The sequence below is a fragment of the Pantoea nemavictus genome (assembly GCF_037479095.1).
Classification (GTDB): Bacteria; Pseudomonadota; Gammaproteobacteria; order Enterobacterales; family Enterobacteriaceae; genus Pantoea; species Pantoea nemavictus.
In genome coordinates this window covers 2,668,148-2,684,850 of record NZ_JBBGZW010000001.1, presented here as the reverse complement: position 1 = coordinate 2,684,850, position 16,703 = coordinate 2,668,148, and the positions used below count along the sequence as shown (strand labels likewise).

The 16,703-nt window shown below is 56.2% G+C and carries 19 protein-coding genes; 8 read left to right on the top strand and 11 right to left on the bottom strand.

Translation table 11 applies throughout. From position 1 onward, the window contains the following. Positions 1–61 precede the first annotated feature (61 nt). Genes WH298_RS12250 through fepD form a run of 3 tightly spaced genes read right to left on the bottom strand, consistent with a single transcriptional unit; the run spans position 62 to position 2,825 of the window. Complete coding sequence (locus WH298_RS12250) at positions 62–859, bottom strand: ATP-binding cassette domain-containing protein (protein ID WP_180822965.1); 798 nt, start codon at positions 857–859, stop codon at positions 62–64. Next, the gene (fepG, locus tag WH298_RS12245) at positions 856–1,839 is read right to left on the bottom strand and encodes an iron-enterobactin ABC transporter permease (RefSeq protein ID WP_180822964.1); all 984 of its coding nucleotides are present in this window, start codon (positions 1,837–1,839) and stop codon (positions 856–858) included. The genes WH298_RS12250 and fepG overlap by 4 nt, the downstream gene beginning before the upstream one ends. Continuing rightward, the gene (gene fepD / locus WH298_RS12240; RefSeq protein ID WP_180822963.1) at positions 1,836–2,825 is read right to left on the bottom strand and encodes a Fe(3+)-siderophore ABC transporter permease; all 990 of its coding nucleotides are present in this window, start codon (positions 2,823–2,825) and stop codon (positions 1,836–1,838) included. Before fepD ends, fepG begins: the two co-directional genes overlap by 4 nt. A gap of 141 nt (positions 2,826–2,966) precedes the next feature. Here fepD and entS point away from each other — a divergent pair, with 141 nt between their 5' ends. After that, on the top strand, positions 2,967–4,217 hold the full coding sequence (gene entS, locus WH298_RS12235; protein WP_180822962.1) for an enterobactin transporter EntS: 1,251 nt from the start codon (positions 2,967–2,969) through the stop codon (positions 4,215–4,217). Here the strand turns inward: entS and fepB are convergent. Further along, complete coding sequence (gene fepB / locus WH298_RS12230) at positions 4,212–5,177, bottom strand: Fe2+-enterobactin ABC transporter substrate-binding protein (protein WP_180822961.1); 966 nt, start codon at positions 5,175–5,177, stop codon at positions 4,212–4,214. The two genes, entS and fepB, sit on opposite strands and share 6 nt — an antisense overlap. A gap of 176 nt (positions 5,178–5,353) precedes the next feature. On the opposite strand from fepB, the gene WH298_RS12225 reads away from it, so the two are divergent. The 5 genes from WH298_RS12225 to WH298_RS12205 are packed head-to-tail and all read left to right on the top strand — an operon-like array spanning position 5,354 to position 10,207. Continuing rightward, positions 5,354–6,535 (top strand): isochorismate synthase, encoded by a 1,182-nt coding sequence (locus WH298_RS12225; RefSeq protein WP_180822960.1) that lies wholly within the window; start codon positions 5,354–5,356, stop codon positions 6,533–6,535. Positions 6,536–6,545: 10 nt separating this feature from the next. Continuing rightward, entirely contained in the window at positions 6,546–8,162 is a 1,617-nt protein-coding gene (locus WH298_RS12220) for a (2,3-dihydroxybenzoyl)adenylate synthase (protein WP_180822959.1), read from the top strand. 18 nt (positions 8,163–8,180) lie between these two features. After that, positions 8,181–9,035 carry an isochorismatase family protein gene (locus WH298_RS12215; protein ID WP_049851356.1) on the top strand — a complete coding sequence of 285 codons (855 nt, stop codon included), beginning with the start codon at positions 8,181–8,183 and terminating at the stop codon, positions 9,033–9,035. Further along, positions 9,032–9,787: a 2,3-dihydro-2,3-dihydroxybenzoate dehydrogenase gene (gene dhbA / locus WH298_RS12210; RefSeq protein WP_180822958.1), complete on the top strand. Its 756-nt coding sequence runs from the start codon at positions 9,032–9,034 to the stop codon at positions 9,785–9,787. The genes WH298_RS12215 and dhbA overlap by 4 nt, the downstream gene beginning before the upstream one ends. A 3-nt stretch (positions 9,788–9,790) precedes the next feature. Beyond that, positions 9,791–10,207: a hotdog fold thioesterase gene (locus WH298_RS12205; protein ID WP_049851354.1), complete on the top strand. Its 417-nt coding sequence runs from the start codon at positions 9,791–9,793 to the stop codon at positions 10,205–10,207. Between the two features lie 42 nt (positions 10,208–10,249). On the opposite strand, the gene cgtA is transcribed toward WH298_RS12205, so the two are convergent. From cgtA to rplU, 3 genes are all read right to left on the bottom strand, one after another. Further along, positions 10,250–11,425, bottom strand: a complete 1,176-nt coding sequence (cgtA, locus tag WH298_RS12200; RefSeq protein ID WP_180822957.1) for an Obg family GTPase CgtA — start codon at positions 11,423–11,425, stop codon at positions 10,250–10,252. A gap of 247 nt (positions 11,426–11,672) precedes the next feature. Then, the gene (rpmA, locus tag WH298_RS12195; protein WP_007886647.1) at positions 11,673–11,930 is read right to left on the bottom strand and encodes a 50S ribosomal protein L27; all 258 of its coding nucleotides are present in this window, start codon (positions 11,928–11,930) and stop codon (positions 11,673–11,675) included. Between the two features lie 15 nt (positions 11,931–11,945). Further along, on the bottom strand, positions 11,946–12,257 hold the full coding sequence (gene rplU / locus WH298_RS12190; protein ID WP_007886644.1) for a 50S ribosomal protein L21: 312 nt from the start codon (positions 12,255–12,257) through the stop codon (positions 11,946–11,948). A gap of 252 nt (positions 12,258–12,509) precedes the next feature. Between rplU and ispB the strand changes: the two genes are divergently transcribed. After that, positions 12,510–13,481 (top strand): octaprenyl diphosphate synthase, encoded by a 972-nt coding sequence (gene ispB, locus WH298_RS12185; RefSeq protein ID WP_007886642.1) that lies wholly within the window; start codon positions 12,510–12,512, stop codon positions 13,479–13,481. 237 nt (positions 13,482–13,718) lie between these two features. Next, positions 13,719–14,000: a helix-turn-helix domain-containing protein gene (locus WH298_RS12180; protein WP_180822956.1), complete on the top strand. Its 282-nt coding sequence runs from the start codon at positions 13,719–13,721 to the stop codon at positions 13,998–14,000. Positions 14,001–14,069: 69 nt separating this feature from the next. Here WH298_RS12180 and murA read toward each other — a convergent pair whose 3' ends face one another. The 4 genes from murA to mlaC form a co-directional block, all read right to left on the bottom strand. Then, positions 14,070–15,329, bottom strand: coding sequence for a UDP-N-acetylglucosamine 1-carboxyvinyltransferase (gene murA, locus WH298_RS12175; protein WP_180822955.1), 1,260 nt, complete (start codon positions 15,327–15,329; stop codon positions 14,070–14,072). Positions 15,330–15,375: 46 nt separating this feature from the next. Continuing rightward, entirely contained in the window at positions 15,376–15,633 is a 258-nt protein-coding gene (gene ibaG / locus WH298_RS12170; protein WP_007886637.1) for a BolA family iron metabolism protein IbaG, read from the bottom strand. 114 nt (positions 15,634–15,747) lie between these two features. After that, the gene (mlaB, locus tag WH298_RS12165) at positions 15,748–16,053 is read right to left on the bottom strand and encodes a lipid asymmetry maintenance protein MlaB (protein ID WP_007886636.1); all 306 of its coding nucleotides are present in this window, start codon (positions 16,051–16,053) and stop codon (positions 15,748–15,750) included. Next, positions 16,053–16,685: a phospholipid-binding protein MlaC gene (gene mlaC, locus WH298_RS12160; protein ID WP_036620259.1), complete on the bottom strand. Its 633-nt coding sequence runs from the start codon at positions 16,683–16,685 to the stop codon at positions 16,053–16,055. Before mlaC ends, mlaB begins: the two co-directional genes overlap by 1 nt. Positions 16,686–16,703: the final 18 nt, after the last annotated feature.

Below are 16,703 nucleotides of genomic sequence, written 5' to 3'. Positions count from 1 at the left end.
GGCGACCCTACGATGTGCCGGTGTGATTTTGTAGGGTCGCCATTTATGGCGACCACCTCAATTATCTTCCGCTCCCCAGCGGCACAATCATCGGCGTATGCGCCACTGGATCTTCCACAATCACGCAGCGCAAACCATACACCTGCTCGATCAACGCTGGCGTCACGATCTCCGCCGGTTTCCCCTCGGCGACAATCTTGCCGTAACGCATCGCAATCAAGTGCGTGGCATAGCGGCAGGCGTGATTGAGATCGTGCAGCACCACCACCAGCGTACGACCATGCTGCTGATTCAGCTCCTGCATCAGCTCCAGCAACTCAATTTGATGCGTAATGTCCAGCCAGGTGGTTGGCTCATCCAGCAGCAGCAGCGGCGTTTCCTGCGCCAGTACCATGGCGATCCACACGCGCTGACGCTGCCCGCCCGATAAGGTATCCACCGACTGCTGCGCTAAATCGCTCACGCCCGTGGCGCGCATCGCTTGTTGCACCGCAGCTTCATCTTCCGCGCGCCAGCGACCAAACAGCGCCTGATGCGGATAACGCCCGCGCGCCACCAGCTCCGTGACGCTAATGCCGGCAGGCGCATTCGAACTCTGTGGCAGCAGGCCAAGGCGGCGCGCCACCTCTTTGGTCGGATAGCGCGCAATCGCTTCGCCATCCAGCAAGACTTCCCCTTTCAGTGGGGTATGCAGACGGCTGAGCGTACGTAATAGCGTCGATTTTCCGCAGGCGTTGGGGCCGATAATTACCGTCAGCTCCCCTTCGGGAATCGCTACCGATAAATTCTCTGCCACCACTTTTTTGTCGTAGCCCAGCGTCAAACCTTCGCCACGCAGACGTGAAGGGATATCGATCATTGGCGTCGCGCCTCCCGCACCAGTAAAGCCATCAGATAGAGTCCACCGAGGATGACGGTAATTACGCCAACCGGTAATTGATAAGGCAGGAACAGATGCTGTGCGGCGAAGTCAGCGGCTATCAGCAGCAACGCGCCACACAGCGCTGCCAGCGGCAATGCACCTTTAATACCACCGCCAAGACGCCGTGCAATTTGTGGCGCCAGCAGCGCGACAAACGAAATCGGTCCCACCAGCGCCGTTGATGCTGCCGTTAACACCACGCCAATCAGCATCAGCCACATCCGGCTGCGCTCCACCGGCACGCCAAGCGCATTGGCGGTATCGTCACCCATCTCCAGCAGGCGCATACGCCGCGCCAGCAGCGCCATCAGCACTAATGCCAGCAGCAGCACGGCAATCACCGGCGGTGTTTTCGCCCAGGTAATCCCGTTAAGCGATCCGGCGCTCCACAAGCCGGCACTCAGCGCCGACTCCAGCGAGGCGCTGATAATCAGCCACGAGTTCAACGCCATCAGCAGCGCGCGCACGCTGATACCAACGATAATCAGCCGGAAGGTTTCCACCCCGTTGCGCCAGGCAAACAGGTACACCAGCGCCGCCGTGGCGATGCCGCCAATCAGTGCCGCGCCGGTCATCGCCGTTACACTTTGATTGAACAGCACCAGCGCCACCAGCACGCCGCTGTATGCGCCGGTGTTAAAGCCGAGAATATCCGGACTGCCGAGCGGATTGCGCAGCAGCGACTGAAAAATCGCTCCGCTGATACCTAATGCGGCACCAATCAGCAGCGCCATCAGCACTCGCGGCAAGCGCCACTCCAGCACGATCAGTTTGACGTTACCGGCGACCTGACCGAGCAGCAGTTGCCCGATTTGTTCGCCGCTAATCTGCAATGCCCCGCGCGTCATCGCCAGATACGCCAGCACTGCGCAGCAAAGCAGCAGCCATAGCGCGTGTAACCAGGTTCGACGCGTCATAGCGCACCCCGGCCCAGTTTGCGGCGCACCAGTACAATCAGCATCGGCGCTCCGAGCATTGCCGTGACGATGGAAACCCGCAGCTCCCCCGCCACCAGCAGGCGGCCAAGAATATCGGCGGCGAGTAACAGAATCGGCGTGATAAGCGCCGTCGCCGGCAGCATCCAGCGATGATCGTTGCCCACCAGCCAGCGGGCAAAGTGCGGCGTCATCAGACCGACAAAGGCAATTGGCCCCACCGCCGCCGTCGCTGCACCGCACAGCAGTGCAATCGCCAGTAGGCCAAGCAGCTGGGTCCGCCCCACGCGTGTACCGAGTGCGGTGGCCATATCGCCGCCCATGCTGAGGCTGTTGAGCGCCTGCGACAGACAAATCGCTACCACGCTGCCCACCAGCACCGCCGGAAACAGTGTGCGCAGCACGGTAAAGTTACGGATATCCAGCGAGCCGCTGTGCCAGAAACGCAGGTGATCATAGATGGCAGGATTGAGCAGTGACAGGCCAGACGTCAGCCCATCCAGCACTGCGCCCAGCGCGACGCCCGCCAGCGTAAGACGTACCGGATTGACGCGGCCACCGCCAATCGCACCGGTCAATGCCACCAGCAACGAAGAGAGCAGTGCGCCCGCAAAAGCGAAGCCGAGCCAATCTACCGGCGAATCTGCACCAAACAGCGCAATGCCAATCACCACTGCGAAACCAGCACCGGCATTGACGCCGAGAATGCCGGGATCGGCCAGCGGGTTGCGCGTCAGGCTCTGCATCAAGGCACCGGCCAGCCCGAGCGCCACGCCCGCCAGCAAACCAGCCAGGGTGCGCGGCAAGCGCGCGTCACGCACAATCACACACTCCGCGCTATTACAGCTGGCGGTAAGCGAATGATAAACATCGGGAAGCGGTATTGATTTTGCTCCCAGCATTAAGCTGAGCGCGATGAGGAGCAAGAGCAGAATCCCTGAGCCTGCCAATGCACGGATCTGGCGCATAGCGTTCTAAACCTTCACTGTTCAACGTCGTCGCATGCGCGATGCAACTTGATAATGGTTATCGTTATTACTCGCGTTTAGCTATGTTACCATGACTCGCCTCGCGGACGATGAGGAAAATTGGTGCAAAAAGGCGAACCTATGAACAAATCATCCCACTTTATCGATCTCTCACTGCTGAAAACCCATCCGGCTTTTCGCGCGGTATTTATTGCGCGCTTTATCTCGATTGTCGCGCTCGGCATGCTTGCCGTCGCGGTTCCGGTGCAGATCCAGCACATGACAAATTCACCGCTGCTGGTGGGATTGGCGGTGACGCTGGCCGCTACGGGCATGTTTATTGGTCTGCTGACCGGCGGCGTTTTGGCGGATCGCCATGAGCGTAAGAAGCTGATTCTTTTCGCCCGTTCAACCTGCGGGCTGGGCTTTATCGCGCTGGCGATCAATGCGGCGCTGCCGGAACCTTCGTTAATCGCCGTTTATCTGCTGGGCTTCTGGGATGGTTTCTTCGGAGCGATTGGCGTCACTGCACTGTTAGCCGCCACGCCCGCGCTGGTGGGGCGGGAAAATATTATGCAGGCCGGTGCTATCACCATGTTAACGGTGCGCTTTGGCTCGATTTTGTCACCTGCGATTGCCGGTCTGGTGATTGCCCACGGCGGCGTGACCTGGAACTACGGACTCGCCGCGTTCGGCACGCTGCTTACCGTGCTAACCCTGTTAAAATTACCGAACTTGCCGCCTCCGCCGCAGCCGCGCGAACATCCGCTCAAATCCCTCGCCGCTGGCGTGCAGTTTCTCTTTGCCAGCCCGATTGTCGGCATGGTGGCGCTGATTGGTGCGCTGGTGACCTTAGCCAGCGCAGTGCGCGTGCTCTATCCCGCACTCGCGCCCCATTGGTCAGTGAGTGCTGACCAGCTGGGTTTGCTCTACGCCGCAGTGCCGCTCGGTGCGGCGGTGGGCGCCTTCACCAGCGGTAAACTCAAGCACGCTGCACGTCCGGGACAGCTGGTGCTCGGCAGCGCGATTGCGGCGTTTATCGCCCTTGGCTTGTTTAGCCTGATGCCGAATCTGCCGCTGGCGTTAGCTTGTCTGGTCGCCTTCGGCTACTTCAGCGCCATCAATAGCCTGATGCAGTACGCAATGATTCAGGCGCTAACGCCCGATCATTTGCTAGGCCGCATCAACGGATTATGGACGGCACAGAACGTCACCGGCGACGCGATAGGTGCGGCAGTGATTGGTGCGATGGGTTCATGGCTGCTGCCACCGCAGGCCGCCGCCGTGTTTGGCTTTGCGGCGGCGCTGCTGGGCATCGGGATGTGGTTGATGATGGGGCGTTTACGTCGTTACCATCCGCCAGCACCGGAGCTGGCGGAACAGGCATCATGATTTAACGAACAGTTTTTCCAAACGCGCCAGCAGATTGCTGGCGCTGTAGTAATCGAGACGGAACGAATCAACACCCAGCGCGTAAACCTGCTTGCCTTGTACTGCGGCGTTCTGTGCAAGGAACGGGTTGCCCAGCACCGACTGCGTGGTTTTATCGTCGGCGGCAAACAGCAGGAAGGTTTTACCCGTTAGGCCGCTGGCGACGTTTTCACCCGATAGCTGAACGATATCTTTACGCTGCCCCATGCTGTGGCTCTGCGCCACACTTGCTGGCGGCATCGCCAGGGTGAAACCCAGTTGTTCCAGCAGCTTGCCCTGCGCTGAGGCGGCGGTCCACAGGTTGACCGCGCGTCCTCCGCCGTTCCACACCATGGCGGAGACCGGCTGCGGTGGCAGCGTGATGGCTTTCTTCAGCGCCGCTTCGCGATCGTCAAAGGCTTTAACACGCTGTGCAGCCTGCGCGTCGTGGCCGGTGGCTTGGCCTAGCAGCGTAACCACATCCTGCCAGCTTTTGTCGTCATAGTTGACCACCAGCGTCGGCGCAATGGCAGAGAACTGGTCGGCGAGTTTGATGGCGGAATCATTGCCGGTGGCGCTGACGATAATCAGATCCGGCGCTTCTGCTGCCACTGCTTCGGCACTTGGCTCGCCGATGTACAGGCGTTTGAGCTGGTGCTGTTTGGCCACGTCGCTCCACTGACGGAAGAAACCCTGATCGTCGGCCAGGCGACTATTGGGGGCCGTGGCGCCCGAGGCGATGACCGGCGCATCAATCGCCAACAGCGATCCGGTCAGTGTCACGCTGGTGGAGACAATGCGCTGCGGCGCTTTGCTTAAGGTGAGCGGTCCGTTAGCGCCCTGAACGGTGCGCGGCCAGGCTTGTTCGGCGTGCGCGACGCTGGCGAACGTCTGGAAAACACACAATAGGGCAGCAATACCCCAAAAACCGCATTTATTCATAAGTTTTGGTCCACTTTTTAGCATATTGCCCTGATTGGCTTCGGCACCTGATTACGGTTAAACGCAGCTGAAATCCCGCGAATGGATTGACACTTTTGCCCAATCGACGTAGGTTACAGGCCCATAATAAAAATGATAATCATTCTTAATAATCTTATCATTTATAGGTGAAAATTATGGTGGAATCTTCCACGTTTGAAAATGCCTGGCTGAAGGATTATTCCGCGCTAAGCCGTGGTTTCCTGTTTACCTCGCCGTGGCGCAGTTTGGCAACGCAAGGATGCTATACCACTATTACCACGCCGGTACATGACGCCGCGTCGCTGCAGGGTGATTTCCAACAACAGCTGCGTCAGCACTTTGACGCCGCGAAAAAACAGGGCATCGCCAATCCGATTTTGGTCGGCGCGATTCCCTTCGATGTCAGCCAACCTGCGGCTTTGTTTATTCCCGAGTCTTATCAGACCTTTAATCGTGACGACCTGCAAAACGCACTGCCGCAAGGCATCAGCGATCTGCCTGAGGTGCGTCGCCGCACGCCGGTGCCGGACCACGATGTCTTTATCGATATGGTGGCAGATGCGGTAGCGGCCACGCAGCGCGGCGATCTCGATAAAGTGGTGCTGTCGCGCCTGATGGATATCGTCACTGAGCAGCCGGTGGATACTGGGGCGCTGATGCAGCGCGTGATTGCGCAGAACCCGAATAGCTACCATTTCCATCTGCCGCTGCCGCAAGGCGGTGCGCTGATCGGTGCCAGCCCGGAACTGATGCTGCGTAAACAGGGGCGCGATTTCAGCTCCTGCCCACTGGCGGGCTCTGCGCGGCGCAATCATGGCGATGCGCAGCAGGATCGCGCGGCCGGTAACACGCTGATGAATTCCAGCAAAGATCGCCATGAACACAAACTGGTGACCGACGCGATGCGTACCACGCTGCAGCCGCGCAGCCGTTTGCTCTCAGTACCGTCCACGCCTTCGCTGATCACCACCGCTACGCTGTGGCATCTGGCGACGCAAATCGACGGCGAAGTTCAGGACGAGCGCGAAAACGCCCTGTCGCTGGCCTGCCTGCTGCATCCAACGCCGGCGCTGAGCGGCTTTCCGCATCAACGTGCCCAACAGTTGATTCAGCAGCTGGAACCCTTTGATCGCCAACTGTTTGGCGGCATCGTCGGCTGGTGCGATAGCGAAGGCAATGGCGAATGGGTCGTCACCATCCGCTGCGGTACCGTGCATGGCACGCGTGTACGGCTGTTTGCCGGCGCGGGCATTGTGGCCGACTCCCAACCCGAATCAGAATGGCGCGAAACCGGCGTGAAGCTGGATACCATGTTGCGCGCCTTTGGACTGCAATAAAGGAAAGAGCATGAGCATTCCCTATACTCGCTGGCCGGACGATCTGGCCGCGCGCTACCGTGAAAAAGGCTACTGGCTGGATGTGCCGATGACCGATATTTTGGCGCGTCATCAGCACAACGATGCCATTGCGGTGATTGATGGCGATCGTCAAATCAGCTATCGCGAAATGGATGTGCTAAGCAGCAATCTGGCTGCCGCGCTGCAGCGGCGCGGCCTGCAGAATGGCGATACCGCGCTGGTGCAGCTCGGCAATGTGGCTGATTTTTATGTCACAGTATTCGCACTGTTTAAGCTCGGCGTAGCCTCAGTATTCGCCCTGTTCAGCCATCAGCGTACCGAACTCAGCGCCTATGCCGCGCAGATCGAACCTAAGCTGCTGATTGTCGATCGCACCCATGCACTGTTTGCTGACGACACCTTTATCAGCGCCCTGTGCGCCGCGCAGCCTTCGCTGCAGCAGGTGATTCTGCGTAATGACAACCAGCCGGAAAACACGCTGGAAGCGCTGATGGCGGAAGCCGCGGGTGATTTCGTCGCCACGCCAACCGCCGCCGATGAAGTCGCGTTTTTCCAGCTCTCCGGCGGCAGCACCGGTACACCGAAGCTGATTCCGCGCACCCACAACGACTATTACTACAGCATCCGCGCCAGTGATGAGATCTGTGAGGTAACCGCCGATACGCGCTATCTCATCGCCCTGCCCGCCCCGCATAACTTTGCGATGAGTTCACCCGGCTCACTCGGCGTATTTTACGCGGGTGGACAGGTGATTCTGGCCGCCGATCCCAGCGCGACGTTGTGTTTCCCGCTGATTGAAAAGCATCAGGTGACGGATACTGGTTTGGTGCCGCCGGCAGTGAGCCTGTGGTTACAGGCGATTCAGGAATGGGGCAGCAATCAACAGCTGGCCTCGCTGCAGCGCATTCAGGTGGGCGGCGCCAAGCTGGGTGAAACTCTGGCGGCACGCATTCAGCGCGAGATTGGTTGTCAGCTGCAGCAGGTGTTCGGGATGGCTGAAGGTTTGGTGAACTACACCCGCTTTGGCGACGATGAGAACACCATTCTCACCACGCAAGGCCGCCCAATCTCTGCGGACGATGAAGTGTGGGTAGCGGATGAGCATGGCAATGCGCTGCCAACCGGCACCATCGGTCGCCTGATGACGCGCGGACCTTACACCTTCCGTGGCTACTACAAGAGCCCAGAACACAATGCCGCCAGCTTCGACGCCAATGGCTTTTACTGCTCCGGCGATCTGATTGAGATCAACGCGCAGGGTTACATCACCGTGCAAGGGCGCGAAAAGGATCAGATCAATCGCGGTGGCGAGAAGATCGCAGCTGAAGAGATCGAAAATCTGCTACAGCGCCATCCGGATGTGATCCACGCCGCGCTGGTGTCGATGAACGATGAATTGATGGGTGAAAAGAGCTGCGCCTTTATCGTCGCCAGCCAGCCGATTAAAGCGGTGGCGCTGCGCCGTCATCTGCGTGAACTGGGCGTCGCCGAGTTCAAATTACCTGACCGTATTACCTGCGTAGATGCCCTGCCGCTGACGCCAGTCGGCAAGGTGGATAAAAAACGTTTACGCCAACAGCTTGCCGATCAACAAGCGCAAGCGTGACCTGTTCCGGAGAATGTAATGGCTATTCCAAAACTCAATTCCTATGCGCTGCCTGCAGCGACAGAACTGCCAACCAACAAAGTGAAGTGGGCACTGGAACCGCAGCGTGCCGCGCTGTTGATTCACGATATGCAGGCGTACTTCCTCAATTTCTGGGGAGAAAACAGCCCGCTGGTGGATCAGGTAGTCGAAAATATCGCGCGCCTGCGCGCCTACTGCAAGGCGCAGGGCATTCCGGTGTTTTATACCGCACAGCCAAATGAGCAGAGCGATGCCGATCGCGCGCTGCTTAACGACATGTGGGGACCGGGCCTGAACAAGCATCCGGATCAGCAGAAGATCGTTGATGCGCTGGCACCGGATCAGGACGACCAGGTGCTGACCAAATGGCGCTACAGCGCATTTGTGCGCTCGCCGCTTGAGTCGATCCTGCAAGAAATGGGGCGCGACCAGCTGATCATCACCGGCGTTTACGCGCACATTGGCTGCCTGACCACCGCGACAGACGCCTTTATGCGTAACATTCAGCCGTTTATGGTGGCCGATGCGCTGGCCGACTTTACGCGTGAAGAGCACATGATGGCGCTGACTTACACCGCTGGCCGCAGTGGGAAAGTGGTAATGACCGCCGATCTGATGCCGCTGCCGCTGAGCAAAGACGATCTGCGCGCGCTGATTTTACCGCTGTTGGAAGATGACGATGTGCCTGAGGATGACGAGAACCTGATCGATTACGGTCTGGATTCAGTACGCGTCATGGCGCTGGCGGCGCGCTGGCGCCAGGTGCACAGCGATATCGATTTCGTCAGCCTGGCTAAAAATCCAACCATTGATGGCTGGTGGGCGCTGCTGTCACGGGTGCCAGCCAAATGAATACCTTTGATTTCAGTGGAAAAATTGTCTGGGTCACCGGCGCGGGCAAAGGCATTGGTTATCACACGGCGTTGAGCTTTCATCAGGCGGGTGCACAGGTGATCGGCTTCGATCTGCGTTTCGATCAGGCTGACTATCCGTTTACTACCCAGGTGCTGAATGTGGCGAATGCGCTTGAAGTCAAAGCGGTTTGCCAGCGTTTGCTGGCGGATCAGCCCCGTCTGGATGTGCTGGTAAACGGTGCCGGCATCCTGCGCATTGGCAGCACTGATGAGCTGACGTTCGAGGACTGGCAAGCCTGTTTGGCGGTAAATGCCGGTGGCGCGTTCAATATGTTTCAGCAAACCTTGCCGGTGTTTCGCCAGCAGCGCGCGGGCGCGATTGTCACTATCGCCTCGAACGCCGCGCACGCACCACGCATCGGCATGTCCGCCTATGGCGCATCCAAGGCGGCGCTGCGCAGCTTGTGTCTGACCGTTGGGCTGGAGATGGCACCTTTCGGCGTGCGCTGCAATATCGTGTCACCGGGTTCGACCGATACCGATATGCAGCGCAGCCTGTGGCATACGCCTGAAGCGGAACAGGAGATGATCAATGGCTTCCCGGATCAGTACAAACTGGGGATTCCGTTGCGTAAGATCGCTAAGCCGCAGGAGATCGTGGCTAACGTGATGTTCCTCGCTTCGGATCTTGCCAGCCACGTGGTACTGCAGGATATTGTGGTCGACGGTGGCGCAACGCTGGGATCCTAACAGATGGCAATTTGGAAACGATCAGTCGATCTTGAGACGCTAAATAAGCTGGGTGAAAACTCGCTGGTGGCACACGTGGGCATTGTGTTCACCGCCATCGGTGAAGATTACCTTGAGGCCACCATGCCGGTGGATGTCCGGACGCAGCAGCCGTTTGGCCTATTGCACGGCGGCGCCTCGGTGGTGCTGGCGGAGTCGATGGGATCTATCGCCGGTTACCTCAGTATTGAGGAAGGCAAAAGTGTGGTGGGGATTGAAGTCAGCGCTAGCCACCACCGCGCGGTGAGCAGCGGTGAAGTGCGCGGGATTTGCCGTCCGCTGCACCTTGGTGCGCGCAATCAGAGCTGGCAGATTGAGATCCGCAACGCCCGCGATCAGCTGTGCTGTACGTCGCGTTTGACGGTGGCGGTGCTGGGTTAGGACATAAAAAAAGCGGCCATCTGGCCGCTTTCTCTGCTGCGATTAACGCTGGTAAATGATTTCGACACCTTCGTCGTCTTCTTCGTCCCAGTCATCATCCCAATCGTCGTCTTCTTCAACTTCCTGCGCAGTTTCCATGGCTTCACGGTGATAGTCATCCCACATGAAGGCCACTTTCTCCGGCTGTTTCTCTTCCAGCTCGGCTTCTTTAGGATTCTCGATGATAAAGCTCATCACATCCCAGCACAGGTCAGTCACGCCATCGCGGCTTGCGGCAGAGATCAGGTAGTATTTATCTTCCCAACCCAACGCTTCTGCAATCGCCTTAGCACGGCTTTCCGCTTCTTCACGGCTCAGCAGGTCAGTCTTGTTGAAGACTAACCAGCGTGGTTTCTGGAACAGCTTATCGCTGTATTTTTCCAGTTCGCCAAGAATGATGCGGGCATTTTCAACCGGATCAGATTCGTCGATTGGTGCAATGTCGATGAGGTGTAACAGAACACGACAACGCTCAAGGTGTTTCAGGAAGCGAATACCCAGACCCGCGCCATCCGCTGCACCTTCAATCAGGCCAGGAATATCGGCCACAACAAAGCTCTTTTCGCTATCCATGCGGACTACGCCAAGGCTTGGTACCAGAGTGGTAAACGGATAATCCGCCACTTTGGGTTTGGCTGCAGAAACCGAACGAATAAAGGTCGATTTACCGGCATTCGGCAGACCCAGCATACCGACGTCAGCCAGCAACATCAGTTCCAGCTGCAAATCACGCTTTTCGCCCGGTGTGCCCATGGTTTTCTGACGCGGTGAACGGTTAACGGATGATTTAAAGCGGGTGTTACCCAGTCCATGCCAGCCGCCCTTCGCCACCATCAGCTTCTGCTCATGGCGCGTCATGTCGCCCAGCGTTTCGCCCGTACCCTGGTCAATTACGCGGGTACCGACTGGCACTTTAACAATAATGTCTTTACCACGTTTACCGGTGCAATCACGGCTCTGGCCATTCTGGCCACGTTCGGCACGGAAAGACTTTTCAAAGCGATAATCGATCAGGGTGTTGAGGTTTTCATCCGCCAACAGATATACGTCGCCGCCGTCGCCGCCGTCGCCGCCATCCGGGCCGCCTCTTGGAATATATTTTTCACGGCGGAAGCTTACGCAACCGTTGCCGCCATCACCCGCGACCGCAAGGATCGTCGCTTCATCTACAAACTTCATTTTATTTCTCCGTCACGCTGTCGTTCACGGCAGCTTGCAGGCCGCAAACGGGTCCGCCAGGGTCTTCTGCGCTGACCGACGGCGGATAATACAAAACTGGCAAAGCCAGGAGTACATAAATTGTACAAGAACTGTGCTGCAACGTCGCTGTTATCCAGCAAGCTTCAGCAGAATGTAAAAAGCCCCGCAAAGCTGCGGGGCCTTTCATTCGTGTATTCAGACGGTAAACGTCTGCAGCACGACAACCTTACTCAGCAACGATGCTGATATATTTACGGTTGTTCGGGCCTTTAATCTCGAATTTAACTTTGCCGTCTGCGGTGGCAAACAGGGTGTGGTCACGACCACAACCTACGTTGCTACCTGCGTGGAATTTGGTGCCACGCTGACGAACGATGATGCTACCTGCCAAAACAGATTCACCACCGAAACGTTTTACACCCAGACGTTTTGCATTGGAGTCGCGACCGTTACGGGTCGAGCCACCAGCCTTCTTATGTGCCATTTGTCAGATCTCCTCTTACGCGCCGATCACAGTGATTTTCACATCTGTGAACCACTGACGGTGACCAGCTTGCTTACGGTAGTGTTTACGACGACGAAACTTAACGATTTTAATTTTCTCGCCACGACCGTGAGCAACAACTTCTGCCTTGATCACACCGCCTGAAACCAGTGGCGCGCCGATTTTCACGTCTTCGCCATTTGCGATCATCAGAACCTGGTCAAACTCAATGGTTTCACCGGTTGCGATGTCCAGCTTTTCCAGGCGAACGGTCTGACCTTCGCTTACTCGGTGTTGTTTACCACCACTTTGGAAAACCGCGTACATATAAAACTCCGCTTCTGCGCGTGCCTTTCTGTTCATCAGGCGGCGCGATAAATATTCACAATAGGGCGCGAATTCTACGCAATACTCCAGCAGAAGACAAGAGCACTTTGCACTCTCTTGCAGAAAAAAAGCGCAAGGCGAATGCAAACGTTTCGCAACCCGATTTTTCAAGTACAATCAGTAACAGATTACCTGAACTCACGCTGTGTAAAGCGCTTACCATGCAAAAAACGAGTAAAGCTGAAAAGACGAATGAACTTAGAACAGATTAATGAATTAACCGCGCAGGATATGGCGGCCGTCAACCAGACCATCCTCGAGCAGCTGAATTCAGAAGTCTCACTGATTAACCAGTTGGGCTATTACATCATCAGCGGCGGGGGAAAACGCATCCGTCCGATGATCGCTGTGCTGTCTGCACGCGCGCTGAATTATCAGGGATCGTTGCATATCACCAATGCGGCGCTGATTGAATTTATCCATACGGCCACGCTGCTGCACGATGATGTCGTGGATGAATCCGATATGCGCCGTGGCAAAGCAACGGCCAACGCGGCATTTGGTAATGCGGCTAGCGTGCTGGTAGGGGATTTTATTTATACCCGCTCATTCCAGATGATGACCAGTATGGGATCCTTAAAGATCCTTGCGCTGATGTCTGAAGCGGTCAACGTGATCGCGGAAGGGGAAGTGCTGCAGTTAATGAACTGCAACGATCCGGATATCACCGAAGAGAGCTACATGCGGGTGATCTACAGCAAAACCGCGCGCCTTTTTGAAGCGGCTTCACAGGCTTCTGCGATTTTAGCCGATGCGACGCCAGCGCAGGAAAAGGCGTTGCAGGATTATGGTCGCTACCTTGGCACGGCTTTCCAGCTTATCGATGATTTGCTGGATTACAGCGCGGATGGTGAAACGCTGGGTAAAAATACCGGTGATGACCTGAGCGAAGGTAAGCCGACGCTGCCGTTGCTGCATGCAATGCACAATGGAACGCCAGAACAGACGCAGATGATTCGTAAAGCCATTGAAGAAGGCAACGGTCGCCATCTGCTGGAACCGGTACTGGCGGCGATGCAACAAACGGGATCGCTGGAATGGACCCGCAAACGCGCTGAGGAAGAGGCTGATAAAGCCATCTCGGCGCTGCAGGTATTACCCGAAAGCCCGTGGCGTAGCGCACTGGAAGCGCTGGCGCACATGTCAGTACAGCGCGACTTCTGATTTCAATGGGGCCAGCATTGGCCCCGTTTCCTCTCCTCCCCTTCTCCTCTTTAACTTACATCCCTTGCATTGCTTTTGCGAAAAGCGACGCAGTTTCGCGTGCTGGTCAAACAATTACTGGAAATTTATGGGAAACATTTGCTATAAAATTCCGGATATTTTTCCAAATAGCTCTGCGATAGGAGAGATATTTTGCAGCAGAGATGAAGCAACAACACGGACACGGAGAAGAAAGTTATGTACACAAGGAAAGAGGATTGGCACCCGGCAGATATCATTGCTGCACTACGCAAGAAAGGCACATCACTGGCGGCATTATCACGGCAATCAGGGCTGAGCTCTTCAACGCTTGCCAATGCGCTGTCGCGCCCCTGGCCAAAAGGTGAGTGGCTGATTGCCAATGCGATCAAGGTTCATCCTGCAGAGATCTGGCCAAGTCGTTACTTTGATCCTGCCAGTGGCATGCTGCTGGATCGTAAGCAACGCATACGATCGCCTAAGGATCGTAAAAAAGTCTGACATTCATACAGCCGAAAAAAAACCAGCCGCGTTATCGTGACTGGTTTTTTTAATCCACGCTGGAAACAATTATTCGCCGCTAACGCGCTCGATATTTGCACCCATCGCTTTCAATTTGTCTTCGATATGCTCATAGCCACGGTCAATGTGATAAATACGATCCACAATGGTGGTGCCTTCAGCAATACAACCCGCCAATACCAGACTCGCAGATGCACGTAGATCGGTTGCCATGACCTGCGCACCCGACAGCGTTTCAACACCGTGACAAATCGCCGTGTTGCTTTCGATTTCCGCATGCGCACCCATACGAATCAGCTCAGGGATATGCATAAAGCGGTTTTCGAAGATGGTTTCGGTGATCACACCGGTTCCTTCGGCCACCAGGTTTAACAGCGTAAACTGCGCCTGCATGTCAGTTGGGAAGCCCGGATGCGGCGCCGTGCGGATGTTAACCGCTTTTGGACGCTTACCGTGCATATCAAGGCTAATCCAATCTGCGCCAACTTCAATGTCGGCGCCTGCATCACGCAGTTTCGCCAACACCGCATCCAGCGTATCCGGCTGGGTATTACGGCACAGCACTTTACCGCGTGAAATCGCAGCCGCGACCAGGAAAGTCCCGGTTTCGATGCGGTCTGGCAGCACGCGATAAACGCCGCCGCCCAGACGCTCAACGCCTTCAATGGTGATTTTGTCTGTGCCCGCACCGCTAATTTTCGCACCCAGCGTGTTGAGGAAGTTTGCCGTATCGACAATCTCCGGCTCACGCGCGGCGTTTTCAATGATGGTGATGCCGGTTGCCAGCGTCGCAGCGCTCATGATGGTAACGGTAGCGCCGACAGACACTTTATCCATTACGATGTGCGCGCCTCTCAGGCGGCCATTTACCGAAGCTTTAACGTAGCCTTCTTCCAGCTTAATTTCCGCACCCAGCTGTTCAAGGCCAGTAATGTGCAGGTCAACCGGACGTGCACCAATGGCACAGCCGCCTGGCAGAGAAACCTGTCCCTGACCAAAACGCGCCACTAATGGACCTAGCGCCCAGATTGATGCGCGCATGGTTTTTACCAAATCATAGGGCGCACTGAAGACATTAACTTCGCGAGCATCAACGTGGACCGAACCATTGCGCTCAACGCGAGCACCCAGCAAATTCAACAGCTTCATGGTGGTATCGATATCACGCAGCTTCGGCACGTTCTGAATCTCTACCGGCTCTTCAGCCAGCAGCGCAGCAAACAGAATCGGCAACGCAGCATTCTTCGCCCCGGAAATGGTCACTTCACCACTTAAACGGGTGGGGCCTTGCACACGAAATTTGTCCATTAACACGGCTCTCAATTATCTATCAACAAAACAACCGACAGGACGCTTAGAAACCGTTGAGTTTACGGTCGCGCGCCCACTCGGCTGGGGTATAAGTTTTGATGGAAACCGCATGAATACGGTTATCCGCAATGTATTCCATCAGCGGCGCGTACACAGCCTGCTGCTTCTTCACGCGACTCAGTTCACCGAACATTTCGCCCACCGCGATGACCTGAAAATGACTGCCATCGTTGCTGAGTACGTGTACTTCTTCTAATGGTAGCGCCTGCATCAGCACGGCCTGAACTTCACTATTTTCCATCGCTCGTTACTTCACTTAATAATAATAAGGGAGACATCTTAGAGGAAAGCGCCTGACTCTTAAATACGCAAAAGCCCCTGAATAAATCAGGGGCTTAGCATGGATGTGCGGAAATCAGGCGATTTTTTCTGCAGAAACAATAATCTGCTGCAGGTTATACAGCGTAATTAATGACTGGAGTTTATCGGAGATCCCGCTGAAAAGCGGTGCGCTGCCTTGTGCCCGCGCGATTTCACGCAAATGCACCAGCAGCGCCAGACCAGCTGAATCCACTCTTTCCAGCCCCGAGACATCAATAGTAGCGATATCTGCTACCGCGGTGTCACGTTCCTGCCATAACGTCAGCAATGTATCACGATCTAATTTGCCGCTTAGGGCCAGCGTGCTGGCAGTGCGCTGCCAGCGTAACGGTTCACTCATTATTGCTTTTTATCCAGGGTGATCGGCTGTGCTGCATAGGTTTTCAGCTGAGCCGTCAGGCCATCAATACCTTTGGTACGCAGCAGATCGCCCCACTCATTTTGTTTGGTGGTAATCATGCTGATGCCCTCGGCGACCATGTCATAAGCCTGCCAGTTGCCCGTTTGGCTGTTCTTACGCCACTGGAAATCAAGGCGCACCGGTGGGCGGCCATTTGGATCAATAATCGTAACGCGAATCGCCACGATCTTAGCATCACCAATCGGCTGCTCCGGCTGAATCTGGTAAGTTTGGCCGTTATACAGCGCCAGCGCCTGGCCATAGGCCTGCGCCAGATAATCGCCGAACGCAGCGAAGTAGGCATCGCGCTGAGCGGGCGTCGCATCACGATAATAGCGGCCGAGGACTAGCGCACCGGCATACTTCACCTGCACGTATGGCATCAATTCCTGGCGCACTACTTCACGCAAATAGTTGGGATCCTGCTTAATCTTCGGCTGTTCATTCTTCAGGCGCGTGAAGGTTTTGTCCGCCGCTTCATTCATCAACTTATAAGGATTGCTCTGGTCCGCAGCCGTCGCAGCCAGCGGTACAATTGCCAACATGGCAATCATCAGGAAACGTTTAAACATCATGTTTTACCTCGTAGG